The organism is Chitinivibrio alkaliphilus ACht1, assembly GCF_000474745.1.
Lineage (GTDB): Bacteria > Fibrobacterota > Chitinivibrionia > Chitinivibrionales > Chitinivibrionaceae > Chitinivibrio > Chitinivibrio alkaliphilus.
In genome coordinates this window covers 1-26,545 of sequence record NZ_ASJR01000018.1, presented here as the reverse complement: position 1 = coordinate 26,545, position 26,545 = coordinate 1, and the positions used below count along the sequence as shown (strand labels likewise).

Here is a 26,545-nt window from a genome sequence, read left to right as displayed (position 1 = left end):
GGTGGCGCACCCTAGAATTCTCATCACCGGCGGGGGTGGATTCCTCGGAAATGCCTATGCGGCATTTCTGAGGAATATCATGACCGATGCGCATATTTTCCTTATTGATACACTTACCACGAGGGATTCGCAACAACGTGCAGAACAAATAGCATCCCTCCCCCGCTGCACGATCACTCGCGGGGATATACGAGATAAGTCTCTCCTCTACGCTCTCTTTGCACGACACTGCTTTGATCAGGTAATTCATTTTGCCAACAAACGAAGAATTCACACCGTGGGGGACAACCCCGAGAGCTTTATTGACACGAATATCCAGGGCACACAAACAATTCTTGAAGTGGCTGCAAATCAGTGGTTTGGAAGATATGCAGATGCCCAATTTATATATGTATCAACAGAACAGGTCTATGGTGAACTTCACCATGGAGCCCCACCGTTCTCTGAAACAGACCGCCTTCTTCCATCATGCCCCTATGCTGCGAGTAAAGCGTCGGCTGAGCTCATGGCACAATCGTACCACCGGGCATTTGGCTTCCCCACCCGTATTGTTCGCCCCTCCACCGTATACGGCCCCGCCCAAGGAGGAGCACATTTTATACCCCGCGTAATACGACATGGCCTACAAAGCACACCAATTACCCTGCATGAAGCCCCCGAGACCCTACGACAATGGCTTTGGGTAGAAGATTTTTGTCGTGGAGTCTATACCGTAAGCCGCAATGGCAAATCAGGGGAAATCTATAATATCGGTGGTCATCATGAGTACTCGCACCACGACATTGTAGGGGAGATTTGTCAACAACTCAACAAACCGCTCTCAGAGGCCATCACCCTCAAAGAGGATCTCCTCGCGCATCACCAACGGCGAGCTCTTTCAACGGCAAAGCTGAGGGATCTCGGTTGGTCTCCTCAGATATCTATTGAACACGGTCTTTCCCGGTGTATTCAATGGTATACAACACATAGATCCTGGTGGGATTCCTCCTATGAAATTGCATAAAAAATTCTTTGCTCACTCCCCCGCTCCGTCCCCCTGCCTGATTAGTCCGCGAGTTTTTACGGATTCACGGGGATACTTCTTTGAATCGTACCGAGCAACAACCTTTACCGATATGGGCATTTGTGAAGAATGGGTGCAGGAAAACAGTTCATTCTCTGTTCAAAAAGGAGTAATCCGTGGTCTCCATCTCCAAGCGCCCCCTGCGGGACAAGCAAAGCTGGTACAAGTAACCCGGGGAAAAATATTTGATGTCTTTGTAGATGTACGGAAAGAATCACCTTCCTACGGACAATGGGAATCATGCATCCTCAGTGATACCAATCACCACATCCTCTACCTGCCACGGGGCTTTGCCCACGGGTTTTCAGTACTAAAAGAACAGACCCATGTTCTCTACAAGTGTTCCAATTATTACGCACCGGATAGGGAGATAACCCTTGCATGGAACGACCCCGATCTTGCCATACCATGGCCAAGCTCCTTTCCCCCAATTCTTTCATCCAAGGATTCACACGGACGTGCCTTTGCAGATTTTATCTCCCCGTGGTAACTTTTTCTTGTATCTTCCCTCCTCGTATGCCATACTACTGATATAGAATAAGATATCGCAGAGACATGGGAAACGGGAGTGTGTTCCATGATGTTACAGTTAATCATGAATGCAGGCAAAAGCGGAGCAGAACAAGCTGCTCTCGATGCCGCACGTGATTGCACCCTTCCCTGTACCACCATAGCACCCCACGACTCAGAAAAGCTCGCTCTCCCCTACGAGAAGAAACGAGAATTGCATATCCGCCACAGTGACGGAACCATTTTTTTTATACATCTCCCCCTCTCTGAACGAACAAGACGACCCATAGAGCTCTGTAAAATACATGGTCGCCCCCATACGATTCTTCCTGTCGGGCGGGTAAATCTTCGGTTTGCCGTAAATGAAATTAGAACCCTTATCCTAAAACACAAGATAGAACACCTCCATGTCTCAGGAGCCCAACAAAGTGAATCCCCCGAAACCTACCCTTTCGTATACTCTGTTATGGGAGAGGTGATTGACAAAAATCTGGTAGATTCCATGCAGGGCTCCCGTCCATTTCTCTTCTGAAGGAGAGTCCCCTTTTGTATCACAAGAAATGTATATTTATACACGTACAAGCTCTGGCGCTACTACCTACGACCTGGACAGTTCAATATGGCGATTTCTTTTATCGACAATCTTGCCCGTGAGACGGGACGTTTTTTCCACTCTGGCATCGCCCATCTTGGTGGAATGAGCCTCTTTTTCTTTGCAGCGCTACGCATAAAACCGAAATACAGCTTTGTCATATCACACATGGTTCAAATGGGCATTAACTCACTCTTTATCGTTATTTTGGCATCAATATTTACCGGTTTTATCACTACGTGGCAAGTACAATATCTTGCAGGAGATATTGCAGGGCTCAACTACTTAGGCATGCTTGTTCTCAAGGCAGTCCTCACAGAACTAGGGCCCACCCTTATCGGCCTTGTTCTTGCCGGCCGTATCGGAGCAAAAGTGGCTGCTGAGGTGGGTACCATGCGTATTACCGAACAGGTTGATGCCATGATCTGCCTTTCCCTTAATCCAATTAAATACATCGTTACCCCGCGTATTATTTCAGGCATTATTATGACACCCGTTCTTTTTATCTACGGTTCTGTTGCAGCCATTGTGAGCTCTCAACTTTTGGCAACCCTCGCCTTAGGACTTCATCCCGGGGTGTTCTACAACTCCATGAAGCCAATGTTTGAAATGGGAGATCTATACATGGGACTTACTAAGAGCCTTGTCTTTGGCACCATTACAACAGTAACCGGAGCTTATTTTGGCTACTATACGCGCGGCGGGGCAATGGGCGTTGGAAGATCTACGCGGAATGCCGTTGTCTCTGCAGCAGTGCTGATCCTTTTTGCCAACGTAATTGTTAGTCAGATTTTCTCACTTTTTTACTGAAAGGTTCACCATGTATACCCCACAAAACATACCGGAAATGTGGTTGCAAAATCGGCTCATTGCCACCTTCTGTATAGCTGTGGTGGTGCTATTGACCCACTCAGCCCCTTTTTCCCATACGCACACCGTCCCTCTTTTGTCTATTATCGGGGGCTCCTTTCTCGTGGCACTTCTACTCCGACACACCCTTTCACGAACGCTGTATAAGAATATTGAGGCAGATGCAACGAATTTATATATACACAAGACAACAATTCCCCTCGAAGATATCTCCCTAACCCTCACCTACAAACTCTTTTTTTACCGGTCATTCGAATCTACGGGCCAAATACGTCATATGCTGTAGCAGCCATCACCCCGGAAGCCCAGAAACTGGCAACGCACCTCAGTCTACCGAAAAAACAACACCACACCATGAAAACCTTTCTCACCGAACAAGCTGAGATCACCCGTGTGCTTTGTACAACCTGCAAACATGCTGTGTACCTTCTCTACGCGGCACTTTTCTTCACCCTCTCTGCTCACATTTTTCTGTGGCAAATGTCTGGACAAGATGGCATGTATTGGTTTCTCTACACCCATCTCTACGTTCTTATTGCCATGGCAATTCACCTGTTTACGGGGCGCAATCTACCGCACTACTACCTTCGCAATCGACGAACCATAAGCCTTGCCCTGTTTCTTCTATTCTGCACTCTGTATCTCTACCACTACCTCTTTTTTGTAACGTCCATTGTACAGGGTATTCGCTAATGCAGAAAACCACCCTCGATAAAATATATACACTGCTTGAAAAAACGCCTCAAGGGATCTCAGAAGAAAAACTGGCCATAACATTTCTCCAAACACGGGGATCCACAACGGCCCAACGCATAATACACACCCTCTTAGGGGGAGACCCTCGGTTTGTGTACCGAGAAAATCGCTGGTTTACCTCTGGAAAAACACGAACCACACTCCTCACGCAGGGATGTCTCCTTTTTCATCTCAAGAATTATGATAACAAACTCTCCATGGCGGCCTATGACCTGCGTGAATTCTCCATAGAAACGGTCCTTATTCTCCACAAAGAGGTTTCAAAGGAGTCACCCCCGTCTCTTTTTTCTGAACTTACTCACCTGCGTGACAGCCTTGGCACACGACCGCTGATTGCCACGACCCCGGCTGCCCGTGACTGGCTGAAGACCCATATCTATCAATATGCGCTGCATGACATACACCATGTGATTCTCCTTGACGAGCTGATCGCCATAAGCACTCTTTCTCACCAGAGAGCAGAAACCATGCTGTCCCAGAGTACTATGGGCATTCCAACATCCCATGAAAATCAAGACATGGCCGAAACGGTACGCACGCTTCTGCAACGGCTGATTGAAGAGGGACATGAGTCATTGAAAGAGATCAATACTGCGTGCACAGCACAGGAGTCTCTCTGGTGCGAAACAATACCGGAAGAAATGTGGCATGTACACACCGCCACCCCCGACACTCCGGGAGTATTTGCCCTGCAAGATGCCCAGAACCGCCCTATTCATATTGAAGCAGCGGCTCAGCTGAAACATGGCCTTTCACGCTTCTTTCAAGCCAAACATCTTCTCACTCCCCAAGAACATGATCTGCAACAGAGATCTCAGGGCTGTCATATTCACCCCTGTTCCTCGGAGCTTGAAGCGCGACTTCTGGCCATACGACTGCGACGAAAATATGCTCTCCCAGAACTCTTTTCTCGCCGGCCAGACCACCCGTCAGAAACAACAACCCCGCACCTCATCATCATCCCTCAGGACAGTGCTGTCCATACCATTTGGTATGCCCCCCAGAATACACGGGTTATCTTGAAACAGCTACAGGCACCTCTTACTTGTGCAGAACAGTCTCGCCTTGAAGCAGCCATGGAAAACTATCTTACCATGCCTCCCGCCGCTCCTCCTGCTCTTGAGGGAATGTACTGCGGAATATACCTGGCTATCCACCAAAAAGAGTATGGCCGCCATGGCTACCCCTTCTCACAATAATGTAGCAGAGATTTTCTTACGGGGAAAACAGGTAAAACCGGTTTTTTTGTATTATATTACTACAAACAATTTTTTTCTAAAGGATGTGTAATGAAACAGCTTATTCTGAGTAGTGTACTTGTTGTAATGTGTCTGAGCAGTGGTTTTGCTCGAACCAGCGAGTTTCGCCGACGATCGCTCTTAAAAGAAAGTGCCTATTTTGTCTCCCCCGATGGCACCATTACTCCCGCTGATTTCTGGAGTCTTGGCTTTGGAAGATATACCTATACCGTAGAACGAGAGTTTCCCGGGGAGGGACACGTACCTGTTTCAGGAGAATCGAGTATCGCCCTTGTTTCAAGCGGATATATCGACGGCCCCGGCTATGGCGACCGCGGAGATATGCGGGTACGCCCACACTTTGTGTATGAAGATGAGCATGGGGAGTATCACCGTATAGAACTTGAAGATATTAAGTATCTATACATGGGGGGAACACAGGTTGTACTACAGGATGGTACACAGCACGAAGTATTTCTCCGCATCGAATCGGATGACAATATTGTCCAACCACAGGGCATGCAGGCACGAACCTTCAAAATGGATGAAAGCGATAACCGCTTAGTTCCACAACCACCGTTAAACCCTGTTATTGGGTTTTCCTACAGTCGTGAAGGAGCTCAAAAAGCACACCAAGCTGCCCTCGATGCAGCCGGGGAATAAGATGGAGCAGACCGGAAGAATTATAGAAGAACGAAAGAATTATTACCTGGTACACACGAAGGATGGGAAAACCTATCCTTCTGTGTTAAAGGGGCGCCTGCGAAAGAGCCTCTCCCGTCTCTCGGTTGGAGACTTTGTAACCATTGAGATATTCGAAAACTCCCATAAACATGAAGGCGTAATAAAAAAGCTTCTCCCGCGAAAAACAAAGTTACAAAAACCAAATGTGGCAAATATCGACCAAATCTTTTTGGTCACCTCCTATAAAGAACCGGCCTTTGAACCCTGGTTCATAGATAAGTTTCTCTTTACCGCCTCGACCCTCTCGCTCTCGGTGGTACTCCTGTTTAACAAGAACGATCTTCTTTCGACAGAGGAGCGAGAAGACCTGGATGGGTTTATGGCGTATCATAGACGCATTGGCTATGAGACATACTCCCTCAGCGCAAGAGAGTCGCCGCAAGACCTACTATATGATCTCTGTAAAAACAAGACAACAGCCTTTGCAGGCCCCTCAGGAGTCGGAAAATCAACCCTCATGCAGCTTCTTTTTCCGGACCATCATTTTAAGACACGTCCCCTCTCCACGGGGATTCAACGTGGTAAGAACACAACAACCCATACCACTCTTCTTGCACTCACCCCGGAAAGCTTTGTGGTTGATACCCCAGGTTTTTCCTATACACAAGTACCATGGATTCCCCCAGCAGAAGTGGGACGACATTTTCCAGAGATATTTCAAGCATCTCAACACTGCCGATTTCGCAACTGTCTTCATCGGGATGAACCGCACTGCGCGGTAAAGAAAGCCCTGGAAGAAGGTGGTATTGCTCCCATCAGGTATGAAAACTATCTCGATATACTACGTACTCTTGAAGAGACACCCATGGAGAAACGGAAAAAAACGCCCCTGTAAAAAAAGAGGGCTATGCGAAAACTAGCGGTGAAGTGAATACTCACAGGAAAAACAGAACCGTGACTGTGCCATAAATGTGCTACTGTAATGTTCTTTGTAGTCGTTTTCAGAACAAAAAAGGGGGAGTACTTACTCCCCCCATATCTTATGCAACTTCTTCGAAATCTTCTTTACCGACACCACACTCGGGGCATACCCAATCATCAGGGATATCGGAAAAGGGTGTTCCCGGCTCAATACCACTGTCGGGATCTCCCACGGCGGGGTCATAGATATACCCGCATACTGTACATTCATACTTACTCATACACATCTCTCCTCGTTGTATGGTTTAATAATTTTCACCAAGTAATTCAAAATGAGCTTGTGGATGCGCACAGGCAGGACATACCTTTACTGCGTCCGTACCTTCATGGAGGTATCCGCAGTTGCGACAGCGCCATATGACTGTTTCGCCCTTTTTAAAAACGGTTCCTTCCTCGATATTTTTGGCAAGATCAAGGTAACGCTTCTCATGCTGCCGCTCAGCCACAACAACTGCATCAAATACCGCAGCAACTCCCGTAAACCCTTCTTCCCGTGCAACACGGGCAAACTCTGGGTACATATGAGTCCACTCTTCATTTTCTCCCGCTGCAGCAGCTTTCAAATTTTCAAGGGTGGTACCAACAACGCCAGCAGGAAAAGAGGCCTGCACTTCCAGCTCTCCCCCTTCAAGGAATTTAAAAAAGCGCTTTGCATGCTCTTTTTCTTGATCCGCTGTCTCAGAGAAGATATCGGCAATTTGAACATACCCCTCTTTTTTTGCTTGACTGGCAAAATAGGTGTATCGGTTACGTGCCTGAGATTCGCCTGCAAAGGCGGTCAAGAGATTCTTCTCTGTTTGTGTACCTTTCAAACTAGCCATAAACACTCCTTATAGTGAATAATACAAAAGGGCTATGCCCCTAGGAATATATGTTTTTCAGAGGAAAAAACGAAAAGAATGCTGAGAATAGATCTCTTTTACTATGGAGCTTAGTTATTCTCCTGTGCATGGTATATCTCACACAGGGGAGACCACTCCCTTTCTTTTGGTATCCAGGGGGAAACGGTTCTTCCCTCTCCAAAAAAACAGCTTGCATGGCACCGCCACCTCTATCATGAAGTCCCAAGAATGCCCCCAGACCTGTAGAACTTCAACCATGAAATTTGTCGACTTTCTTTTTTATGAAATAATTTCATCATCGCCACTCTTGAACGTATTTTATCCAAAAAGGAGTTTACATGAATCCCATCGAGTGGAATAGCACTTACAGTGTAGGGGTAGCTGTGCTGGACCAACAACATCAACGCATTATCAACGTAATTAACACCCTTCTTACTTCCTCAGTAGACGTAAGTTCAGAGGAGATTTCTGATACCTTAGATACCATGACACGCTATGCGGAAGAACATTTCTCCTATGAAGAACGACTACTTGCGGAGAATAATTACCCAGGAATTGAGGAGCAGAAAGAAGAGCACCGAAAGTTTATTCATAAGACGGTACAGTTTTGCATGAAAACCATGGTACACAAGGGAAGTGTCCCCAATGAAGTTCGTACCTACCTCACATTGTGGTGGAATCACCATATTCGGTCTTCCGATATGGCGTATAAAGAGTTTCTTAACAACCGCGGAATATACTAACTCTCCCAGAGGTCGTTTTTTTCACCCGTTCCGTCATAGGATACCTACTTAGGTCCATCTATTTTGCAAATACCTTTTAACTTCTTGGAGGTAGTATGCAAACCTACGCTTATGGATTTCCCCGTATTGGAAAACATCGCGAATACAAAACCACCCTGGAGTCGTTTTGGAACGACACCATTACAGCAGAGGAATTTTATTCTCAGCTACTCGATATTGATGCAGACCGATGCAAACAATATGCTCGAGTAGATCACTTCCCCCGCGGCGAGATGACACTCTTTGACCCGATCCTTGACATGGCCTACATGCTGGGAGTATACTCTTTTCAAGATTGTCGCTCCTATTACGAACACTGCCGCGGAAAGAACGCACTTCCCCTCAAAAAATATTTTAATACAAACTATCATTATCTGCAGCCCACTCTGAAAAAGGCTGAATTTGCCTTTTCCTGGGATAAGATTCGCTTTTTTAAGGCTGAAGATTCGCCACTTATCTCACTGCCCGGGCCATATACCTTTCTCTCTCTGTGTGAAACAGAGGCCTCCATAGAAACATATGCAGAAGCCGTGGCAGATGCCTATGCAGAAATATTTACGGCCTATCCCCACGCAACCTTTCATATAGAAGAACCGGGGCTATGCACCGACATGTCACCGAAGGAGGAAGTTGCCTTTTCCCGTATCTATACCCGGCTCACTCCCTTTCTGTCTCGGCTACACCTTATTACCTATTATGAACGCCCAAACAAGATTGTATACACCTTTCCCTTTAAGGCCTTAGGGATTGATTTTATTCGGGGGCATGAAGCCGTGGCCCACCTTTCAAAGATACCAGAGGAAACAACCCTTATTGCAGGTGTGAGCGATTCACTACATGTCTGGAAAAGCGACACTCACAGAGAGGGTTCGCTTATGCAGAGAATTCGCGCTTCCTATACGGGAACCATACTTCTGTCTAATGCGGCCCCCCTGTTCCATCTGCCCTACTCCCTGAGTGGTGAAGACAATCCGGTGATCCTTCAGGAGTGTGCCTTTGCCTGCGAAAAAATGGACGAGCTTTCCACACTGTGGAACAAGGCTGAAACATCCGCCGGCCAGCATAAAAACACCTCCCTGAACACCGTGGAAGAACTCCATTCTTCTCCACGCAACCGATCTCCATATACCGAACGAAAGAAGAAGCAGGTACAACTCCCCCTCTTTCCCACAACGACGATTGGCAGTTTTCCCCAAGACAGGGAAGTACGTCGCATGCGAGCTCAGTACAGAAAGGGAACACTCTCCCCTGCAGAATACAAGAACTTTATTGCACAAAAAATTGAGAATACAATTCAGTTTCAAGAAGAGATCGGGCTTGATGTGCTGGTTCACGGAGAGTTTGAACGAAGTGACATGGTTGAGTTTTTTGCAGAAAACATGGAGGGTATTCTCCAAACAAAACAGGGATGGATTATTTCCTACGGGAGTCGCGGATACCGCCCTCCCCTTATTGCGGGAAAAATACAGCGGAAAAACAACGCCCCCATGACCGTTGCGGAAGTATCCTATGCTCAAGGCTGTACGGAAAAACCCGTAAAGGGAATGCTCACCGGACCGGCAACAATCCTTGCATGGAGTTTTGTGTCTCCCCATATTTCCTCTGCAACGGCAGCCATGGAGATTGGACAAGCCCTTAAGGATGAGATTGAGGATTATAAAAAGGCGGGGATACAAATTGTCCAAGTGGATGAACCAGCCTTTAAAGAAGGAGCCCCGCTTCGCAAAGAAAAGGAAGAGGCTTATTATCTCTGGGCAACGGAAGCCTTTCGACGAGCAACAGATGTATCCGATACGATTCAGATCCATACGCATATGTGTTACTCTGACTTTGTGGGTATTATGCCGTGGATAGATGCGCTCGATGCTGATGTTATCAGTGTTGAAGCCACTCGTGCAGGTTTTCAAATCCTTGACGCCTTCCGCGCCTATGGTTATACACGGGAAGTTGGTATCGGCTTGTGGGATATCCACTCCAAGGAAGCCCCAGAAGCAGAAGCTCTCGAGAAAAATCTTACGGCCATAGAGGAGAATATTCCCGTAGAACAAATTTGGATAAACCCTGATTGCGGTCTAAAAACACGGAAACAGGAAGAGATTAAACTCCCCCTCCAACGGCTGACAGCTTTGGCAGATCGGTGCCGCAAGGACGCCCAGAACTCCCACCAGAGATAACCCCATAACAGAGGGGGGGCGTATGCACGCCCCCCCTATTGTCTTGGAAAAGAAAAGGTTAATACACTTCCTGGAGAAGCTCCTGCGTAGTATCACTATATTCGGTAATACAATTATGCTTCCCTTCAAATTTTTTCAGCACCTTTTTTACTTGCTCTTGAGACAGTTCTATTTTGGTCATACGGGTAACCTTCTTTTCATACCCCAAGGACTTTAAAGACGCAGCTGTTAGCTGATACGCCTCTTCAGGAGAAAGGAAAACCGCCTCTTTTGCTAGCAGGGCCTGGCACTGTTTTCCATTAAAGCAGGTGTATTTTTCCAAACAGCGTAAATGTAAATTCTGGACCTCATAATTTTGTCCAATTTTATAATACCCGGTAATCATGAGCTTATTACTCAGTTTCTGAATTGTACCCTTATAGCGGGTCATAAAAAATACATATCCCATGCGCTGTTTTACAAAGCTATTTCTCAGTGAAGAGCTGTCGCACCCGTAAAATCCGTACGTTCGTGTTTCGTAATTGGGATCAAACACAGCATCGGTAGGATTTTTTACCGATACTTTTCGTATGGGAAGTTCTGAGTCTTTGTCACTTTCATAATATACTACAACCCCTGTATCATTACAGCGATAATCCTGCCAACGTACACTGCCAACTGTTTTATGCAGCTGTCCCGTAATCATATATCCTCCAGAGAATATCCAATATAAAAACAACGAGCCCGGAAACCCCGAACTCGAAATAGAATATAGAAAAAGTAGATCCCTCGTAACATACCTTTTCCCAAAGAGATTGTCAATATGGATTGTTAAATTAGCAACATCCCATCACCATAACTATAAAATCGGTAGGAATGGCGGATTGCTTCTTCATAGGCAGAAAGAAGAGCCTCCCGGGAATAAAACGCAGATACCAACATGAGGAGGGTAGAACGGGGTAAATGAAAGTTGGTAATCAACCCATCCACGATTTGATAGGTATATCCGGGCATAATCATTAAGTTGGTGGAGCGCTCCCCGCTCTCTAAGCTCCCTCCCTGTGAGGCTGCTTCCAAGGCACGAACAACGGTGGTTCCCACGGCAATAATACGCCCCCCTGCACGCCGTGTTTCCTCAATCTCCTCAACTGCTTCGGGAGAAATATGGAAATACTCTGAATGCATGGGATGATCGAGAGGGTTTTCTTCACTCACGGGACGAAAGGTGCCCACCCCCACGTGCAACGTGATATAAGTACTGTCAACGCCTGCATCGGTGAGTTCTTGAAGAAGCTCTGTAGTAAAATGGAGTCCCGCCGTGGGAGCGGCCACAGCTCCCGCATTTTTTGCATATACGGTTTGATAGGTCTGTTTATCCTTTTCATCGGCATGACGCTCCATGTAGGGAGGAATAGGCATCTCTCCATGGACATCCATTAGCTCCTTAATCGGCTGAGTTGCTCTCAATACACGAAGCCCATCGGGCAGAATTTCCTGCACAGTAATCTGAGCATTACCGAGCAAAACCTCATCGCCTACACGCATCTTTCGGCCCGGCCGCACAAGGGCTTTCCAGGTATGGCTGTCGCAGGGCTCTGTAAAGAGTATCTCCACAGAAGCACCGGTGCTTCGATGAGCAAAAACACGACCGGGAATAACACGGGTATCGTTAAACACAAGGCGATCCCCCTTACGCAAAAATCGAGGAAGATCTGCAAAGGTTGCATGTATCTGTTCCTTGTTCCTTCGAGGCAACACCATCATACGCGCCGAGGCACGATCCTCCAAGGGCCGCGTAGCAATAAGCGTTGAGGGAAGGATATAGTCAAAATCGCTTGTTTTCAACATAGAACACCTCAGTATTACGTATTTTATGGAAAATATATTTCCCTCAGTGGACTCATTAAAAAAAAGCACGATTATGCAGTTTTTACTACTCTATCCAGAGATACATTTCCGGTTTAAAGGTGTGAGCCCCTCCCTTCTATTTCGACGGGAGCCGGAAATACTCTTTGATATGCCTCGACGTATTGCCCCAAACAAACCGGTTGAACTTTTTTTAATTATTAACGATACAGACCGTTTCCCGATTACCCTCAGAGAAGTTACGGTTCATATATGCAGAAAAAACCATGAAGAAGAGATTCGGTTTTCCCCCGTCTCCTCCTATGAAATACCCCATCTATGCAGTGAAAAAACAGCCCTGTATCGCTTCACCCTGTATACAGAAGCTCCCCGGGGAGAAACCCTACGGATATACCCCACCCTGCACTATACAAATACGGGGAAAAACGCCTCCTGTAGTGTTGATAATTTCCGTACTACGGGGAAAGCCCCCCTTCTGGCATACGGTGCAGAAGCACCCTATCCCGGCCCGGCACTGTACGCAGACCTGCACTGCCACTCCGTCCATTCACGTAGCCACGTTGAATTTGGTGCTCCCCTCTGGTGTATCAATCGAGCCGTCGAGCTTTCGGGGCTTTCTACCGCCGCCGTGGTAGATCACTCCTATGACCTGGCTTGTCACCGTGATAATTATCTCCTACGGGATTCATCCCTGTCCAATTGGAAGGATCAACAACAACAACGCAAAATATACAGAAAGCTCTTTATTTCGGAAGAAGTCTCTGCCCGTAAAAAACGGGGCGGCGTAGTGCATCTGGGTGTGCTTGGTACAACACCCTTTATTCCCGGAAGTGGTGATGGAGCACGCAAGGGGTATTCTGCAAAAGCAGAGCCTACGCTTTCCCAAATACTCAAGAAGTACGGCAATGCGGCCGTGCTGTATGCAGCACACCCCGGAGCACCGGTTCCCTATATGCAACGTCTGTTTCTTCGCCGAGGGACATGGACAATGAAGGACTTTTCCTCCCCGCATATTCATGCCTATCAACTTCTCAATGGCCCCCCCGACATATCATGGGTGCGAGCACGAAAACTCTGGATCCGACTCTTACTGAAAGGTAAAAAACTCCCCGTCATCGCAGGCAATGACGCCCACGGTGATTTTAATCGGTACCGCATGCTTCGTGTGCCCTTTTTGTGGGTTGGTGAAGATCATTCACGCTATTTTGGATCTGCACGAACCGGCATATATGAGCATAATCCACAAAACATGTGTGCAGCAATTCGTGCAGGAAAGACCTTTGTCACCACTGGGCCGTACCTTGCCATCCACCGTACTGGTATTCCCTGTATCAGCAAAACCCCTGTCACACCGTCTTCTCTCTCCATCGTGGCAGAAAGTTCTCAAGAGTTTGGTCCGCTCCAATCTCTTCGACTGTTTTGCGGAGATAAAACAACCCGCAAAGAAATTTCTCACCGTATCCCCCTCCACAAACAGACTTATACGGCAACCCACCTCATTCCCCCGGCGCTCCTGGAAGATTCCTTCTATATACGGGTAGAACTTTACACCGAAAAAGGTGCCGCAGGAGCTGAAACCATGGCTGCTACCAGCCCGGTGTATCTCAAATAGTTCTTGCCAATTACGAAAAGATATCGTACAATAGAAATAAAAAAACGGTTTTTCTATGATTTCAATTTCCCCATATACTCTTCTCATACTTATCCTTGCGGGAATCACAGCCTTTGTAGCCATATATCATCTTCTGTTCTACTTTTATGATGTAAAAGACAAACATAGCTTAGCAATTTCTCTTCTGTCCCTGTCTGTCTCTTTCTATCAATTATCCTGTGCCGGCCTCTACCACCTGGGACAAACAGAGGAGCACTCCATTTTCTTTATGCACCTCAACCATATCGGCATATCTCTTATTGCTATTTTTTTGGTGCAGTACATTCGCAACTGGCTTCCCTCGGATAGACAGGAGATTTTAAAACGATTCTCCCTCATCTATTTTCTATTTTTGCTCTATATTTCATACGATGCCATCCGCTATGTAGCAACCGGTACAGAGACCATGCTGTTTGATATTCGTACCGCCGTGGAGCACTCGTTCTTCGGTACCTCCTTTATTGAATACAGTAGCACCCTCCCGGTTACCCTCTTTTATGTGTTCGTTCTATTGACAATTCTGCTCTCCTTAGTGAAACTTCAACAACTTTTTAAACACAACCGTACCATTCATGAGCGAATCATTATCAGCAGCTTCTACCTCTTTTGCTTAATTGCAGTCAACGATCTGCTGGTGGCAGCCCATATTATTCCGGGAGTATATCTTCTCGAAGTATCATATCTCTTTATTATCCTTGCTATTACCAACAAATATACCTATGACCACATCATCTTAAAAAATCGCTTTTACCGTATGAATCAAAATCTTGACTTTGAGGTACAGCAAAAAACCCGTGCCTACCGTCAAGCCAAGGATGAAGCAGAGCAGGCAAACCGAGCAAAGTCCATATTCCTTGCAAATATGACCCACGATATTAGAACCCCCTTAAACGGCATCATTGGTATTGCAGATTTTCTCCTTCGCCAGAGTTCTACCAAGCCAAGTCAAGGTGAGTATATATCGATTATTAAACAGAGCGGGCAGACCCTCCTTGATCTTGTCAACAATATTCTCAATTTTACAAAAATAGAAGCAGATAAAGCAACAGTAGAAATACAGCGCGTCTGCCTTGACACCCTTCTTGATTCAATCATACATCTCTTTACCTTACGTGCTGAAGAAAAAGGTATTACCATGGGATACCACCTTCACCGTGCGGTTCCGGAGTACATAGAAACAGATTCAACAAAACTCAAACAGATCCTCATAAACCTCTTGGGAAATGCTCTAAAATTCACCCATTCGGGCAAAATATGGCTTTCCGTGTATCCACAGGAAAAGAACCTTGTCTTTATTGTAGGTGATACGGGTATTGGTATTAGCCCACAACAGAAAGAGCGTATTTTCACAGCCTTTACTCAAGAAGACACGTCAACCACACGACTATACGGTGGTACTGGCCTGGGGCTGGCCATTACCAAACGAATTATTTCCTTGCTTCATGGAGAGATTTCTCTGCGAAGCCGTAAAGGAAAGGGAACACGATTCCGTGTCACCCTTCCGGTAAAAGCCGTCGCACCACCGCCCAAAAGAGACTTTGGTTCGCGCACGCCCATTGCGCTTCTCTCCATAGACTCATACGCGCAGAAACGGGAAGTATCGTACATCCTGCGAAATGCAGGAATTATTTGTAGAAACCTTCACTCTTTCGAAGATATTTATATACAGGTTTCTCATACAACAAGACCGCACGTGCTGTTGTATACCCCAACATCCGTAGAAACCCAACAAGAGGAAATAGAATCGTTACAAGAAGAAAGACAATTTATTCCCCTTGCAATTGGCCCCATGAGTAGTATTATCACCTATGATTCAGAGAAATACTCTGCACGGGAGTTCATCCCCTTTCCCGTAAGCAGACGGCGTCTCCTAGATGCTCTGTCGCAACATATAGATGAGAATCTCCCGTATGCTCCGCAAAAAAAGGCACGCACGGAGAAAAAGAAATCACCCTTTTCCCACCTGTCTATACTCGTTGCAGAAGACAACCCCGTAAACAGTATTGTAATAGACAAAATTTTTCAAAGTCTCGGTATCTCCATTACCATCGCTAAGGACGGACAAGAAGCCCTTGAATACCTACAGGAAAAGTATTACCATATCCTTTTTGCCGATATTCAAATGCCGAGAATTGACGGCATAGAGCTTACGAAAAAGATCCGTCACTCTCCAGAAATCTCCCAAAACAGGAATATTATTATTATTGCCTTAACAGCTAATATTCTTTCGGGAGATGAGGCACGGTACTACTCCCTGGGGATGAATGACTACCTTCCCAAGCCGGTAACAATCTCCCGCATAGAAAAAATACTGGAAAAATGGCTGAATCATGACATAACTCAGCAGCCCCCCCTTTCATAGTATATCTTTCTATAAAAACGGGAGGGCATTTCCTATGGGATATCCGATTGTTATCACCTGTGACAGAACCATGGCAAGCGAATACCACGGTCTTCTTTTTTTGGGCTTCAGTGCCTGTCTACCAACGGGGGTGCTGCCTGACCTACTCTACTACCCCCTCTTTTGTCCTTCAGCACGACACAGAAAGGGACGGCTCGTTTGTGCCCCCTACGGCATCCGTAAAATTGAAGCAGCCCTTATTCGAGCCGGTATACCCGCTGAGGAAATTATTGTTGCTCACCCGGCCCATATTAATAGGGTTGTTTCTAAGGAAACAGAGGTTCTTCTGGTAAGTTCCAATGATCCCTTAGGGATGGGACCTGCCACAAGCACCTTTACGGAACTCTGGGGCGGAGAGGGACGAATGGCACAAAAACTGCGTCATCTTCTTACCGCCAAGAGTATACAAAAACAGAGGCCGAAAGTTATCCTTGGAGGTCCTGGGGCGTGGCAGTTCTCTGTCTACCCAGAAGAACAAAAGCGTCTGGGTATTGATACGGTAATTACGGGAGAAGGAGAACACTCCGTGGTGAATCTTGTCGCATCCCTGCGTTCCGTACCATCGCAGTCACCCCCGCCTGTAGTTGCAGGAGAATATGTTCCGAATGAAGATATTCCAGATATTGTACATCCTGCAATCACCGGGTTAGTTGAAGTAACCCGCGGGTGCGCTCGCAGTTGTGATTTTTGTGTACCCACGGTGCGGCGAGTCCGCTCCCGCCCCATGGAGTCAATCCTTCGAGAAACCCAGGTAAATCTTCGCGAGAATACGGGTGTTCTGCTTCACGGAGAGGATATACTCCTCTACAACTCTGATGGCTTGAAGGTAAATGGCCCTGCCGTGGTCTCCCTCTTTGAAAATATTATGAAGGTTCCCGGGGTCTCCTGGAGTGGGGCGAGCCACGCCTCTCTTTCGTCAGTGGTACAATCTCCAGAGACTATTACGGGTATACAGAAAGCCCTCAAGTGGGGTACCCGAGAGCACCCAGGGGGATATTTTCAAGTTGGCATAGAAACAGGAAGCCCCCGCCTTATCGGCACACATATGAAAGGGAAGGTCTATCCCTATGCACCCAAGGAGTGGCCGGAGGTTGTTGTGCAGGGAATGAAAATCCTTCATGAACATTCTATATTTGCCAGCGCAACTCTTATCCTCGGTCTTCCCGGAGAAGAAGAAGAGGATATCCGGGCAACCATTGACCTTATTGAAAAAATAGCCCCCTATGGAAGTATTATTGTCCCTCTCTTATTCACCTCAATGGAAACATCGAAGCTTGCCGGAACAACCTCGCTGACCCTGGATAAGCTCACCCCATCCCACTATGAGCTGCTTGAGAAATGCTGGCTGCATAACTTACGATGGCTCCCTGTCATTTGGGATCTCTACAGTCATGCATCCCCGTGGGCTATACGCCAGACCATACGCGGAGCCATGCGTATGGGATCTCCCTTCGTCGCCTGGAAGATCCGTCGCTGGGCGCGAAAACGAGGTGTGCCTGCAGGGGTTTACAAAAATTCCCGTAACTCCTGAAGAATATCTCGGGCATTTGCTTCTGTAATTCCCGGCTGTTGTGCCAACTCTTCCGGGGAACAGGCAGCGATACGCTGTACGGATTGATACTGTCGCAATAAAAGACGCGCCTTTTGGGGGCCAATACCACGCACTTCTTCCAACAAAGACCGCCCCACATTGCGACCACGCAACTTACGGTGATAGGTGATGGCAAAACGATGCACCTCATCACGAATACGTTCAACAAGACGTCGTACGGGATGTCCGTCGGAAAGGGCAATGGGCTTGTCTGCATAGGGGGAATGAATAATCTCCTCTTTCTTTGCAAGAGAGATGATCATCGGGGGATCGGGAACATCACGAAGGGCCTCCATGGCAGAGTGTAACTGTCCCTTTCCTCCATCAATCAAGAAGAGATCAGGTCGAACCTCATCGGCGGGAGCCTTGGCCAGCCGTGCCATGCGCCGATGTACCACTTCCATCATCATGGCAAAATCATTTTGACCGGAGATACTCTTAATTTTATACCGCCGATAATACTGTTTATCAGGTTCTCCATTGAAAAAATGAACCATACCCGCCACGGCAAAACTGCTCCCTAAATTCGAAATATCGAAGGCTTCAATGCGTTTAGGGGTACGTGGAAGTTGACATACATGGGCAAGCTCCTCGTGAATGGCGGGATACTCATTCAGATACTTTTGGCTTAAATATAATCGAGCCGCCTTGGCACAGCGCTGTACCAAGCGATACTTCTCTCCCCGTCGCGGAAGTTTTACCGTCACTCCGCCCTGATATGTCTCTACCCACTGGGATAGGGCATGGAGATCTTGCTCAAATTCAGGAGCAAGAAGCACTTCGTCGGGAATACGACTCATACTTCGTTGATAATAATCTAACACAATCATGGCAAGATCAGCCCCGTCCCATCGGTCACGCCCATAGATATGATTATTTTGGTTAATAATCACCCCTTCACGGATCATCATCACCGTCAAAGCAGAATGGGTGGCCCCAACATAAGAGGCAAAGACATCACAATGGAGGGAGGGATTTTTTAAATCAACCCCTTGTCGAAGTGTGAGAGACCGAATATCTTGCAGACGATCACGTAAGAGCGCTGCTTTCTCATAGTCCCGCCGTTCCGAACACTCCTTCATCTGAGACGTTAACCGGGCAATAACTTCGCGCCGCCGTCCAGAGAAAAAACTCTGCACCAGATCAATGCTCTTGGCATATTCTTCATGGGAAATATGTGAGTTACACGGCCCACTACATATGCCCATGCTATAATTCAGACATGGGCGCTGATTATCATGATACGAAATGGTCCTCCTGCATGTGCGGATACGAAGGCTCTTACGCAACAATGAAACAATACGTCGTAATTTTGTTACCTCTGTAAAGGGACCAAAATAGACTGCACCATCTTTGGTAACAGATCGCACAATACAAATACGGGGAAAGGGCTCATACGTGGTTATTTTAATATAGGGAAAATGCTTATCATCTTTGAGTTCAATATTATAGGGAGGACAATGTTTTTTTACCAGGTTCGCTTCAAGAACCAAGGCCTCCGTTTCGTTTTCCGTAACAATCCAACGTATGGAATCTGCCCGACGCAGCATCACCGGAATATGCCGTCGCTCCTGCCGACCAGAAAAATATGACGCCACCCGTTGAGCGATACTATTGGCTTTACCAATGTAGAGAATTGTCTCCCCTTGTGTAAAAAGATACGCTCCGGGAAGACGGGGTAGGTCTGGCTTACATGATTCGTAATCTATCATAACAAAAACAGCTTACCTTTTCATAAGGTAAGCCGCTCTCAAAAGTTAGGAGTGCAAGGCTTAGCTGTTTACAGCATCTTTGAGCGCCGCACCCGGTTTGAATTTAACCGTTTTTGAAGCAGGAATTTCAATTTCCTCTTTTGTTTGAGGATTAAACCCTTTGCGTGCTTTTCGCTCTGCCACAGTAAAGCTTCCGAAACCAATAAACTGAATTGATTCGCTGGAATCTTTAGCAAGGGTATCCTGGATCGTATCCATGAATGATTTTATCACCTTCTCAACGTCACGCTTTGCAATACCGCAATCATCTGCAACGGCATCAATAAACTGAGTTTTGTTCATACAACTTCCTCCAAAAAAATCCTTGAAAGTTTCTCGTAGTTTCAATATAGAAAGGGATAGGATGAAATAGCAAGAACAAAGTGTTTTTTATTTTTTTCTCACACCCTGTAGAAAACTGCTGAATTTATTTTTACCCTCTCTCCCATGAAAGGTATTGAATGATCTACACCATATCAGCCCTGCTTCTCTTCCTTATATATATACTGCTGCTTCTGGCAGCTCTCTCTACTCGTCTATTTCAAAAAAACTACACAGCCCCACCTGTACAAACCCCGCTCCCATCGTGTGCGGTCATTATTCCCTGCAAAGGATTCAGCGAAGATTTAGAAAGAAACCTCTCTGCCTTTTGCCATCTTTCCCACCCTAACTACACCCTTCTTTTTGTAGTAGAAGATGCCCATGATCCTGCAGCAGAAGTAATAAGAACGGTCTGTGCAACCACGCAAAAGGGAACTTTGATTGTGGCAGGAAGAACAAAAACATCCTGTCAGAAGAATCATAACCTCCGCGCAGGTGTTGCCCATGCAAAAGACGTGGATATACTTCTCTTTGCTGACGCTGATATCCAACCATCTCCCCATTGGTTAGAATCGATGATTGCCCCGCTCTCAACTACTGACGTAACTGCTGTTACAGGATTTCGATGGCTGTACTCACGGACCAACACCTTGGGAAGCAGCGCCCATGCATTTCAGAACTACTGTATTTTCATTGCCTTTTCTCTCAGCTCCCGCCTATGGAATGGAGGACTCTGGGGAGGATCAACAGCTATCTCCCGCCAGGACTACGACGAGCTTGGAGTAGACGATCTTTGGTCACATACCGGTGTTGATGATCTCAGTTTGTCCCAACACATACGTCGCCATAAGCGCAAAAGCGTGCTTGCCTACTCCTGTCTGACGGAAACTGACAAGACAATACGATCATATACCAAAAGTATTTCCTGGTATATCCGTCAAGTGCAATATCTTAAATTCTATCAACGACGAGATTGGTACGGCGCTATTGCCATGGCAGTGATCCATCAGGCGAGCATCATTCTCTCTGTATCTACCCTCCTTATTGCTCCCCACCTATTCCATGGCTGGGCCGGCATAGTTGCCCTGCTTCTTACAGGTGGCCCCATGATCGTGGCACTCCCCTTCTTTACGCTCGGAAAATCAGGCTCCCCGTGGTTTTTTATTGCCACCGCTCCAATCTCATTTTTTTCTGTAACGTGGGCACTCTTATACAGCTGTACCTCTAACACCATTCGCTGGAGTGGCTATGCCTACCAGATGGATAGCAAAGGGACTGTACAAAAAATAACCGACGTGAAAGGTGCTTCCTCATGAATATTGCTGTGTTTGCCTCTGGCGGTGGATCTAATTTCGCCGCACTCATAACCGAAAAACTGCGGAGAGACCTCACCTATACTCCCAGACTCCTTGTGTCAAACAACAGCCAATGCGGTGCCATGGAGATTGCCCGAAATCAGGCGATTCCCACCTTGCACATAGCACCATCCCATTATTCAACCCCCGAAGCCTACGCCCACGCTTTACTACGGGAATTAGAAAACACCGGCATAGAGTGCATTGTCCTTGCCGGCTACATGAAACGCATTCCTGAGCCTGTAATAGCAGCATATCCCCAGCGTATCCTTAACATACATCCTTCGCTCCTGCCCTCATTTGGGGGCAAAGGTATGTACGGAGGCAGAATTCATGAAGCGGTTATTTCCCGCGGGGTAAAGATTACAGGCATCACCATACATTTTGTCACCTCCGACTACGACGAAGGCCCCATAATACGACAAGAACCTGTTTTCGTGGAAGACACGGATACAGTGCAGAGCTTGGCTCAACGAGTGCTCGCAAAGGAGCATGCCATATATTGGAAGGCCGTTGAAGATGTAGCTCAAGAGCAACTTGTGGTAGAAAATGGACGGGTATACCGCCATGAATAGATACGAATTTGATGCCGCATATGAACACGGAGGAGCCCCCATTGGTACCGACGAGGCAGGACGTGGCCCTCTTGCCGGGCCGGTGGTAGCTGCGGCTGTGCAACTGAATATGAACGATCCCATAGATGAGCTGAGAGATTCAAAAAAGCTACGTGAAAAAAAACGTGAAGTCTTGTTCACGCAAATCTGTTCCCGAGCCACCGCCTTTGGAATAGCAACGGTATGTGCCGCTGAAATAGATCGTATCAATATTCTGCAAGCATCTTTACAAGCCATGGCGCGCGCTGTTTCAAAAATAACACCGACTCCCAAGATTGTACTTATCGATGGAATCCATCCCATACCAGATCTCTGTGCAGAACAACAACACCCGCTCGTAAAGGGAGATGACAGGAGTGCCTGTATTGCAGCAGCATCCATCGTTGCCAAGGTCATTCGAGACAGAATTATGCGGGGATACCATACTCGATGGCCCCAATATGAATTTGCATCGCATAAGGGATACCCCACTCGACGTCATAAGGAGCTCTTGAGACAGTATGGCCCCGTACAGATTCACCGCAAAAGTTTCGCCATGGATATCCCCAAAAAAAATCCTCAACAGCTCTCGTTTCTATAACAAGGCTGCCCTCTATATCCAGAAGTATTTTCTCTGTGCACGTCAAAAGAGATATCCATGGAACTTTTCCAGCAAAAAAATATCAAAGCACTATTCCCCTATGCTGCTCATATCCATTACTTCAGGAAATAGACACGGTGAAATAAATTCATGGCAAAAACCGTAATATCTATTATATTATAGATGATACCCATTCAAATAAGGAGTGTGAGTATGCGTATCTCCATAAAAATCATTGCAGGTATGCTCATTGTAGCAACTGCCCTTTCTGCATCGCAAGTTTTTTATGTACGCCCCGTGCGGAGTACCGGGATTTATGAAAACAGAGTGCGTGAAGTAAACGAGAGAGCCCTTGAGCAGGTTGATGAAAGCGATCGACTCCTCGTGCGGCAAACCCAAGGACGGTACTACTTTGTAGAATATCAAGGAATTGAAGGATGGGTTGAGCAATCAAATGTCGCCCGTACTGAGGGTCGCGCCTTTACCTTTGATAATATTACCGTGCAGGGGTACATGGACAACCCGACGGCCTTGCATATTGCAGATCAACGGGCAGACTTAACCAGCCCCGTTGACATTGACAGATCCTTCGAAGAAGCTTTGAAAAAGGGTACTGACAAAGAGTCTGTCTTGCGGCAAAGATACTAAAACACGGTTCCAATCCTAGCAAAAAAGAAAGCACGATGTGCTTTCTTTTTTGCTTGCCTTATTTCCGCTCCGTGTCCGATAGAACCAACTTACTTCCAAAAACACCCGACGCACCCCGTTCTTACCCTCCGCGGAAAAAAGCAGGTACTACCACTCTTTTCCTGACCATCCCAAGGTCTTCATTCCAACGCTACGGCAACAATTCGTATAGTAATCTACATATCATCTTGTTACAAGAGATTCAACACTCCATGAAACACGAAGAGGGAACTCATATCATGGGCTGATTACAAAATATACAGAGCAAACCGTATCCATCTGTGTATACTAATACTATATCCATTTAAAAAGGTGTGAATATGAAAAATTCCATACAAGTTATTTTGGGACTGCTTATTATTGTGACAGTTTCCTCTGCATCAGAACTGTTCTACGTTCGTCCCATACAACGTACTGGGGTCTATGAGAATAGTGTCCGTGAGCGAAATGAAAGATCCCTTGAACAAGTTGATGAGAGCGATCGACTTTTGGTACGAAAAAGCCAAGGACGGTACTATTTTATAGAACATCAGGGAATTGAAGGGTGGATTGAGCAGTCGAAGGTTGCTCGTACGGAAGGACGGACCTATACCTTTAACAAGGTAATCATAGATGGATATGACAACACTGTCACGGCTCTTCATATTGCAGATCAGCAAGCTGAACTCACCCGCCCTGTTAACATTGAAAGATCATTTGAAAAAGCGTTGAAAACCGGAACGGATAAAGAGTCGATTCTGCTTCATCGACAATGAAATATTTTTCGGAGTTGTCATAAAAGGAAGCATACCAGGCTTCCTTTTTTTATATCATCCATTCACCATTGTATATTACATACAAAAAGAGGATTTTGTGAAGTGTATCATGGCCCCTCTACGGGGTATAACAACCCACACCTTTCGAAAAATATACCGGCACTATTTCCACGGAATAGATGCGGCAATGTCCCCCTTTATAGCACCGGGAACAGATCGTAAAATAAGACGGAGTGTCTTTGCGGATATTTTGCGGGAAAATAATTGTGACGCCTATCCTCTCACCCCCCAGATTCTTGCAAACACCCCCGAAGCATTTCCCGTTTTTATCAAGGAGATATGCCGAGAAGGATACACAGAGCTGAACTGGAATCTGGGCTGTCCCTTTCCCACGGTGACCAAAAAGAAAAAGGGAAGCGGTCTTATCACCCACCCGGAAATAATTGAACCGGTGCTGCACTTCCTTTCTCAGCAGGATATATCCTACACCGTAAAAACACGAACCGGCTGGAGTAGCCCCGGTGAAACCAAAGACCTGCTTCCTCTTTTTGAAAAATACGGCTGTCGGGAGCTTATCATTCACGGACGCACGGGGACACAGATGTATTCGGGCCATGCCCGGCGGGATGTCGTCCATGACCTAGCAAAAAACACCTCCATTCCCGTTGTGTATAATGGTGATATTTTCTCCCCAAAACAAGCAGAAAACATAGGTGCTGCCACGCCCCCACCAGTGGGAATAATGATCGGTCGAGGGCTTTTGACAAATCCCTTTCTGCCGGCACAAATTACGGGGGCTTGTCTGCCCCCCGATGCGCAGGAGCAGCTCCACGCCTTTTTGTCTCATCTCTGCACGGCCTATGAGGAACTACTATACGGCCCACGCCCCGTACTGGGACGAATGAAGGAGATATGGACATACCTGCAATGGAGCTTTCCCCATGGACGGTCCGGGATAAAGAAAATTCTGAAATCTCAGGATATACAATCGTACCGCATGCGCGTGGATGCTCTTTTTTCAGCCTATACCTTTACGCCCCCCGATGAGACCTTTGATCCTGCGTGGTTGGGGTAAAGACAACTTCCTGAAAACCGGTATCCAAATGCGTGTGAACCTTCATGGATGCACCGATTATGTTGTATGTGAGCTTTTCGTGTTTCATGTGACTCCCTTGTTTTGGTCCATGATTCGCTTGATTACCTTGAATATAGTAATCAGGAAATCAAAATAATCCTTCCAATCAAGGTTCACTCACTCCACCCACACTGCCACCATCTCCGAAAACCTTACTCGCCCGGAAAATAATCCCTAAGACCAATGTTTTCACTGGGATTCAGGGCGGCCACCCTTAACAACGCGAAAACCGAAACGGTTTTTGCAACTAACTGGGAGGACCTCGTTGAGGTAGGAAGACTTCATGTTTCCGACACTGAAGTCAAAGCTACCGCCCCGAATGATCCGTAGGCTCTGCCTCGAGCCAGCCTCACACCACTCCCACACATTCCCCGCCATATCATAGAGCCCAAATTCATTGGACTTTTTTTGACCTACGGGATGGGTTGTACGACCGTCCACGATATCGCTGTTATCCCAGTACCAGGCATAGGCATCTGCATCGGTGGAGTCATTACCCCAGAACCAGGTGTCGGTCGTTCCACCACGCACGGCATATTCCCACTGAACACTGGTTGGGAGATAATACCCGTTTGCAGTATGGTCTATTTCAAGATCTTTAAGATTTGTCACTCCACTTCCGGGAGGGCCAACGATACTGCTGTAGCTATACACCGTATCCAGGCCATCATTTCTTGAAAGGGCATTGCAATAGAGCACCGCATCAAACCAGGTAACTCGTTCCACGGGACGGTTTTTATGCCTGTAAATTCAGATGGATTTGCGCCCATAACATCAAGGTATTCAGCCTGTGTGATGGGATATTTTGATATCTGAAATTCTCCCACAATTTTTGATATACTATCCTGATACATAAATGTACCGCCGGAGATGGATATCATTTCAGGAGTAATCTCTTTATATATCAACGCTGTAATCTCCATATCTCTTTTCACTGTAATGGTAAGGGGATTGTCACTGCCCGAAGTATCGCCACTCCATTTCACAAACTGATACCCCTCAGCAGTCAGGATCACATCTGTACCGTGTTCATACTTTTCCTGATCAGGATCGGCGGTGATGGTCCCGTTTTCTGCATTGAGGGTAAGGGAATATGTCTTTTTAGAAAAAAACGCTTCTATTGCCATGTCATCTGTGATGGTAATTGTGAGAGGGTATACAGTATCATATTCATCATCTACTTTCCATTCCACAAACTCATACCCCTCTTCCGGCTCTGCGGTCAGGGTCACATTTGTACCGTGTTCATATTCAGGTCCTTCGCGATCGGCTATAATTCTCCCGTTTTCTGCGGTGAGGGTAAGGGAATATTGATTTACCGTCCACTGAGCGGTAAGGGTCAAATCCTCTGACGGCATACTATCAGG

28 protein-coding genes are annotated in these 26,545 nt (G+C 46.6%); 20 read left to right on the top strand and 8 right to left on the bottom strand.

Annotated features, from left to right (window positions below; genetic code table 11):
- Position 1 precedes the first annotated feature (1 nt).
- The 9 genes from CALK_RS09050 (at position 2) to rsgA (ending at position 6,608) form a co-directional block, all read left to right on the top strand.
- Entirely contained in the window at positions 2–1,003 is a 1,002-nt protein-coding gene (locus CALK_RS09050; RefSeq protein ID WP_162146727.1) for a dTDP-glucose 4,6-dehydratase, read from the top strand.
- Positions 990–1,553 carry a dTDP-4-dehydrorhamnose 3,5-epimerase gene (gene rfbC, locus CALK_RS09045; RefSeq protein WP_022637383.1) on the top strand — a complete coding sequence of 188 codons (564 nt, stop codon included), beginning with the start codon at positions 990–992 and terminating at the stop codon, positions 1,551–1,553. Before CALK_RS09050 ends, rfbC begins: the two co-directional genes overlap by 14 nt.
- Positions 1,554–1,640: 87 nt before the next feature.
- Positions 1,641–2,105, top strand: coding sequence for a YpsA SLOG family protein (locus CALK_RS09040; RefSeq protein ID WP_022637382.1), 465 nt, complete (start codon positions 1,641–1,643; stop codon positions 2,103–2,105).
- Between the two features lie 87 nt (positions 2,106–2,192).
- On the top strand, positions 2,193–2,975 hold the full coding sequence (locus tag CALK_RS09035) for an MlaE family ABC transporter permease (protein ID WP_022637381.1): 783 nt from the start codon (positions 2,193–2,195) through the stop codon (positions 2,973–2,975).
- A 10-nt stretch (positions 2,976–2,985) separates the two neighbouring features.
- The gene (locus tag CALK_RS09030) at positions 2,986–3,321 is read left to right on the top strand and encodes a hypothetical protein (RefSeq protein ID WP_022637380.1); all 336 of its coding nucleotides are present in this window, start codon (positions 2,986–2,988) and stop codon (positions 3,319–3,321) included.
- Positions 3,322–3,389: 68 nt separating this feature from the next.
- Complete coding sequence (locus CALK_RS09025) at positions 3,390–3,728, top strand: hypothetical protein (protein WP_022637379.1); 339 nt, start codon at positions 3,390–3,392, stop codon at positions 3,726–3,728.
- Positions 3,728–4,990, top strand: a complete 1,263-nt coding sequence (locus CALK_RS09020; RefSeq protein ID WP_022637378.1) for a hypothetical protein — start codon at positions 3,728–3,730, stop codon at positions 4,988–4,990. The genes CALK_RS09025 and CALK_RS09020 overlap by 1 nt, the downstream gene beginning before the upstream one ends.
- Before the next feature lie 90 nt (positions 4,991–5,080).
- Entirely contained in the window at positions 5,081–5,692 is a 612-nt protein-coding gene (locus CALK_RS09015; RefSeq protein ID WP_022637377.1) for a hypothetical protein, read from the top strand.
- 1 nt (position 5,693) lies between these two features.
- Entirely contained in the window at positions 5,694–6,608 is a 915-nt protein-coding gene (gene rsgA / locus CALK_RS09010; RefSeq protein WP_022637376.1) for a ribosome small subunit-dependent GTPase A, read from the top strand.
- A gap of 145 nt (positions 6,609–6,753) precedes the next feature.
- On the opposite strand, the gene rd is transcribed toward rsgA, so the two are convergent.
- Positions 6,754–6,915 carry a rubredoxin gene (gene rd / locus CALK_RS12595; RefSeq protein WP_022637375.1) on the bottom strand — a complete coding sequence of 54 codons (162 nt, stop codon included), beginning with the start codon at positions 6,913–6,915 and terminating at the stop codon, positions 6,754–6,756.
- A gap of 24 nt (positions 6,916–6,939) precedes the next feature.
- On the bottom strand, positions 6,940–7,515 hold the full coding sequence (gene rbr / locus CALK_RS09005; RefSeq protein ID WP_022637374.1) for a rubrerythrin: 576 nt from the start codon (positions 7,513–7,515) through the stop codon (positions 6,940–6,942).
- A gap of 359 nt (positions 7,516–7,874) precedes the next feature.
- On the opposite strand from rbr, the gene CALK_RS09000 reads away from it, so the two are divergent.
- On the top strand, positions 7,875–8,279 hold the full coding sequence (locus CALK_RS09000) for a bacteriohemerythrin (RefSeq protein ID WP_022637373.1): 405 nt from the start codon (positions 7,875–7,877) through the stop codon (positions 8,277–8,279).
- A 95-nt stretch (positions 8,280–8,374) separates the two neighbouring features.
- Positions 8,375–10,492, top strand: coding sequence for a 5-methyltetrahydropteroyltriglutamate--homocysteine S-methyltransferase (gene metE / locus CALK_RS08995; protein WP_022637372.1), 2,118 nt, complete (start codon positions 8,375–8,377; stop codon positions 10,490–10,492).
- Positions 10,493–10,550: 58 nt separating this feature from the next.
- Here the strand turns inward: metE and CALK_RS08990 are convergent, their stop codons facing one another.
- Complete coding sequence (locus tag CALK_RS08990) at positions 10,551–11,177, bottom strand: hypothetical protein (RefSeq protein WP_022637371.1); 627 nt, start codon at positions 11,175–11,177, stop codon at positions 10,551–10,553.
- A gap of 125 nt (positions 11,178–11,302) precedes the next feature.
- Positions 11,303–12,319: a tRNA preQ1(34) S-adenosylmethionine ribosyltransferase-isomerase QueA gene (queA, locus tag CALK_RS08985; RefSeq protein ID WP_022637370.1), complete on the bottom strand. Its 1,017-nt coding sequence runs from the start codon at positions 12,317–12,319 to the stop codon at positions 11,303–11,305.
- A gap of 73 nt (positions 12,320–12,392) precedes the next feature.
- Between queA and CALK_RS08980 the strand changes: the two genes are divergently transcribed.
- Genes CALK_RS08980 through CALK_RS08970 form a run of 3 tightly spaced genes read left to right on the top strand, consistent with a single transcriptional unit; the run spans position 12,393 to position 17,920 of the window.
- The gene (locus CALK_RS08980; protein ID WP_155851843.1) at positions 12,393–13,949 is read left to right on the top strand and encodes a CehA/McbA family metallohydrolase domain-containing protein; all 1,557 of its coding nucleotides are present in this window, start codon (positions 12,393–12,395) and stop codon (positions 13,947–13,949) included.
- Positions 13,950–14,004: 55 nt separating this feature from the next.
- On the top strand, positions 14,005–16,350 hold the full coding sequence (locus CALK_RS08975) for an ATP-binding protein (RefSeq protein ID WP_022637368.1): 2,346 nt from the start codon (positions 14,005–14,007) through the stop codon (positions 16,348–16,350).
- 34 nt (positions 16,351–16,384) lie between these two features.
- Entirely contained in the window at positions 16,385–17,920 is a 1,536-nt protein-coding gene (locus tag CALK_RS08970) for a B12-binding domain-containing radical SAM protein (RefSeq protein ID WP_022637367.1), read from the top strand.
- On the opposite strand, the gene uvrC is transcribed toward CALK_RS08970, so the two are convergent.
- Both uvrC and CALK_RS08960 read right to left on the bottom strand, forming a co-directional pair.
- Complete coding sequence (gene uvrC, locus CALK_RS08965; protein WP_022637366.1) at positions 17,896–19,692, bottom strand: excinuclease ABC subunit UvrC; 1,797 nt, start codon at positions 19,690–19,692, stop codon at positions 17,896–17,898. The genes CALK_RS08970 and uvrC overlap by 25 nt on opposite strands.
- Before the next feature lie 60 nt (positions 19,693–19,752).
- Positions 19,753–20,034 (bottom strand): HU family DNA-binding protein, encoded by a 282-nt coding sequence (locus tag CALK_RS08960; RefSeq protein ID WP_022637365.1) that lies wholly within the window; start codon positions 20,032–20,034, stop codon positions 19,753–19,755.
- Between the two features lie 158 nt (positions 20,035–20,192).
- Between CALK_RS08960 and CALK_RS08955 the strand changes: the two genes are divergently transcribed.
- From CALK_RS08955 to CALK_RS08930, 6 genes are all read left to right on the top strand, one after another.
- Positions 20,193–21,368: a glycosyltransferase family 2 protein gene (locus CALK_RS08955; protein WP_022637364.1), complete on the top strand. Its 1,176-nt coding sequence runs from the start codon at positions 20,193–20,195 to the stop codon at positions 21,366–21,368.
- Positions 21,365–21,982, top strand: a complete 618-nt coding sequence (gene purN / locus CALK_RS08950; RefSeq protein ID WP_022637363.1) for a phosphoribosylglycinamide formyltransferase — start codon at positions 21,365–21,367, stop codon at positions 21,980–21,982. Before CALK_RS08955 ends, purN begins: the two co-directional genes overlap by 4 nt.
- Positions 21,975–22,601, top strand: coding sequence for a ribonuclease HII (locus CALK_RS08945; RefSeq protein ID WP_022637362.1), 627 nt, complete (start codon positions 21,975–21,977; stop codon positions 22,599–22,601). The genes purN and CALK_RS08945 overlap by 8 nt, the downstream gene beginning before the upstream one ends.
- A 213-nt stretch (positions 22,602–22,814) precedes the next feature.
- Positions 22,815–23,249: a hypothetical protein gene (locus tag CALK_RS08940; RefSeq protein ID WP_022637361.1), complete on the top strand. Its 435-nt coding sequence runs from the start codon at positions 22,815–22,817 to the stop codon at positions 23,247–23,249.
- Between the two features lie 359 nt (positions 23,250–23,608).
- Entirely contained in the window at positions 23,609–24,043 is a 435-nt protein-coding gene (locus CALK_RS08935) for a hypothetical protein (protein WP_022637360.1), read from the top strand.
- A gap of 97 nt (positions 24,044–24,140) precedes the next feature.
- Complete coding sequence (locus CALK_RS08930) at positions 24,141–25,118, top strand: tRNA dihydrouridine synthase (protein WP_052569231.1); 978 nt, start codon at positions 24,141–24,143, stop codon at positions 25,116–25,118.
- Positions 25,119–25,367: 249 nt separating this feature from the next.
- Here the strand turns inward: CALK_RS08930 and CALK_RS08925 are convergent, their stop codons facing one another.
- Together CALK_RS08925 and CALK_RS08920 are read right to left on the bottom strand one after the other, a co-directional pair.
- The gene (locus CALK_RS08925; protein WP_162146726.1) at positions 25,368–25,877 is read right to left on the bottom strand and encodes a formylglycine-generating enzyme family protein; all 510 of its coding nucleotides are present in this window, start codon (positions 25,875–25,877) and stop codon (positions 25,368–25,370) included.
- Positions 25,787–26,545 (bottom strand): InlB B-repeat-containing protein (locus CALK_RS08920; RefSeq protein WP_034637627.1); only part of this gene is annotated, 759 nt, incomplete at its 5' end. The genes CALK_RS08925 and CALK_RS08920, both read right to left, overlap by 91 nt.

Coding starts and splice junctions, on each gene's coding strand:
- purN (WP_022637363.1), top strand. CDS start 21,365: ATGAATATTGCTGTGTTTGCCTCTGGCGGTGGATCTAATTTCGCCGCA.
- CALK_RS09020 (WP_022637378.1), top strand. CDS start 3,728: ATGCAGAAAACCACCCTCGATAAAATATATACACTGCTTGAAAAAACG.
- rsgA (WP_022637376.1), top strand. CDS start 5,694: ATGGAGCAGACCGGAAGAATTATAGAAGAACGAAAGAATTATTACCTG.
- CALK_RS08975 (WP_022637368.1), top strand. CDS start 14,005: ATGATTTCAATTTCCCCATATACTCTTCTCATACTTATCCTTGCGGGA.
- CALK_RS09015 (WP_022637377.1), top strand. CDS start 5,081: ATGAAACAGCTTATTCTGAGTAGTGTACTTGTTGTAATGTGTCTGAGC.
- CALK_RS08960 (WP_022637365.1), bottom strand. CDS start 20,034: ATGAACAAAACTCAGTTTATTGATGCCGTTGCAGATGATTGCGGTATT.
- CALK_RS09030 (WP_022637380.1), top strand. CDS start 2,986: ATGTATACCCCACAAAACATACCGGAAATGTGGTTGCAAAATCGGCTC.
- CALK_RS08935 (WP_022637360.1), top strand. CDS start 23,609: ATGAAAAATTCCATACAAGTTATTTTGGGACTGCTTATTATTGTGACA.
- rbr (WP_022637374.1), bottom strand. CDS start 7,515: ATGGCTAGTTTGAAAGGTACACAAACAGAGAAGAATCTCTTGACCGCC.
- CALK_RS08990 (WP_022637371.1), bottom strand. CDS start 11,177: ATGATTACGGGACAGCTGCATAAAACAGTTGGCAGTGTACGTTGGCAG.
- CALK_RS08955 (WP_022637364.1), top strand. CDS start 20,193: ATGATCTACACCATATCAGCCCTGCTTCTCTTCCTTATATATATACTG.
- queA (WP_022637370.1), bottom strand. CDS start 12,319: ATGTTGAAAACAAGCGATTTTGACTATATCCTTCCCTCAACGCTTATT.
- CALK_RS08980 (WP_155851843.1), top strand. CDS start 12,393: ATGCAGTTTTTACTACTCTATCCAGAGATACATTTCCGGTTTAAAGGT.
- CALK_RS09025 (WP_022637379.1), top strand. CDS start 3,390: ATGAAAACCTTTCTCACCGAACAAGCTGAGATCACCCGTGTGCTTTGT.
- CALK_RS08945 (WP_022637362.1), top strand. CDS start 21,975: ATGAATAGATACGAATTTGATGCCGCATATGAACACGGAGGAGCCCCC.
- CALK_RS09035 (WP_022637381.1), top strand. CDS start 2,193: ATGGCGATTTCTTTTATCGACAATCTTGCCCGTGAGACGGGACGTTTT.
- uvrC (WP_022637366.1), bottom strand. CDS start 19,692: ATGATAGATTACGAATCATGTAAGCCAGACCTACCCCGTCTTCCCGGA.
- CALK_RS09040 (WP_022637382.1), top strand. CDS start 1,641: ATGATGTTACAGTTAATCATGAATGCAGGCAAAAGCGGAGCAGAACAA.
- CALK_RS08970 (WP_022637367.1), top strand. CDS start 16,385: ATGGGATATCCGATTGTTATCACCTGTGACAGAACCATGGCAAGCGAA.
- CALK_RS09000 (WP_022637373.1), top strand. CDS start 7,875: ATGAATCCCATCGAGTGGAATAGCACTTACAGTGTAGGGGTAGCTGTG.
- metE (WP_022637372.1), top strand. CDS start 8,375: ATGCAAACCTACGCTTATGGATTTCCCCGTATTGGAAAACATCGCGAA.
- rd (WP_022637375.1), bottom strand. CDS start 6,915: ATGAGTAAGTATGAATGTACAGTATGCGGGTATATCTATGACCCCGCC.
- CALK_RS08940 (WP_022637361.1), top strand. CDS start 22,815: ATGCGTATCTCCATAAAAATCATTGCAGGTATGCTCATTGTAGCAACT.
- rfbC (WP_022637383.1), top strand. CDS start 990: ATGAAATTGCATAAAAAATTCTTTGCTCACTCCCCCGCTCCGTCCCCC.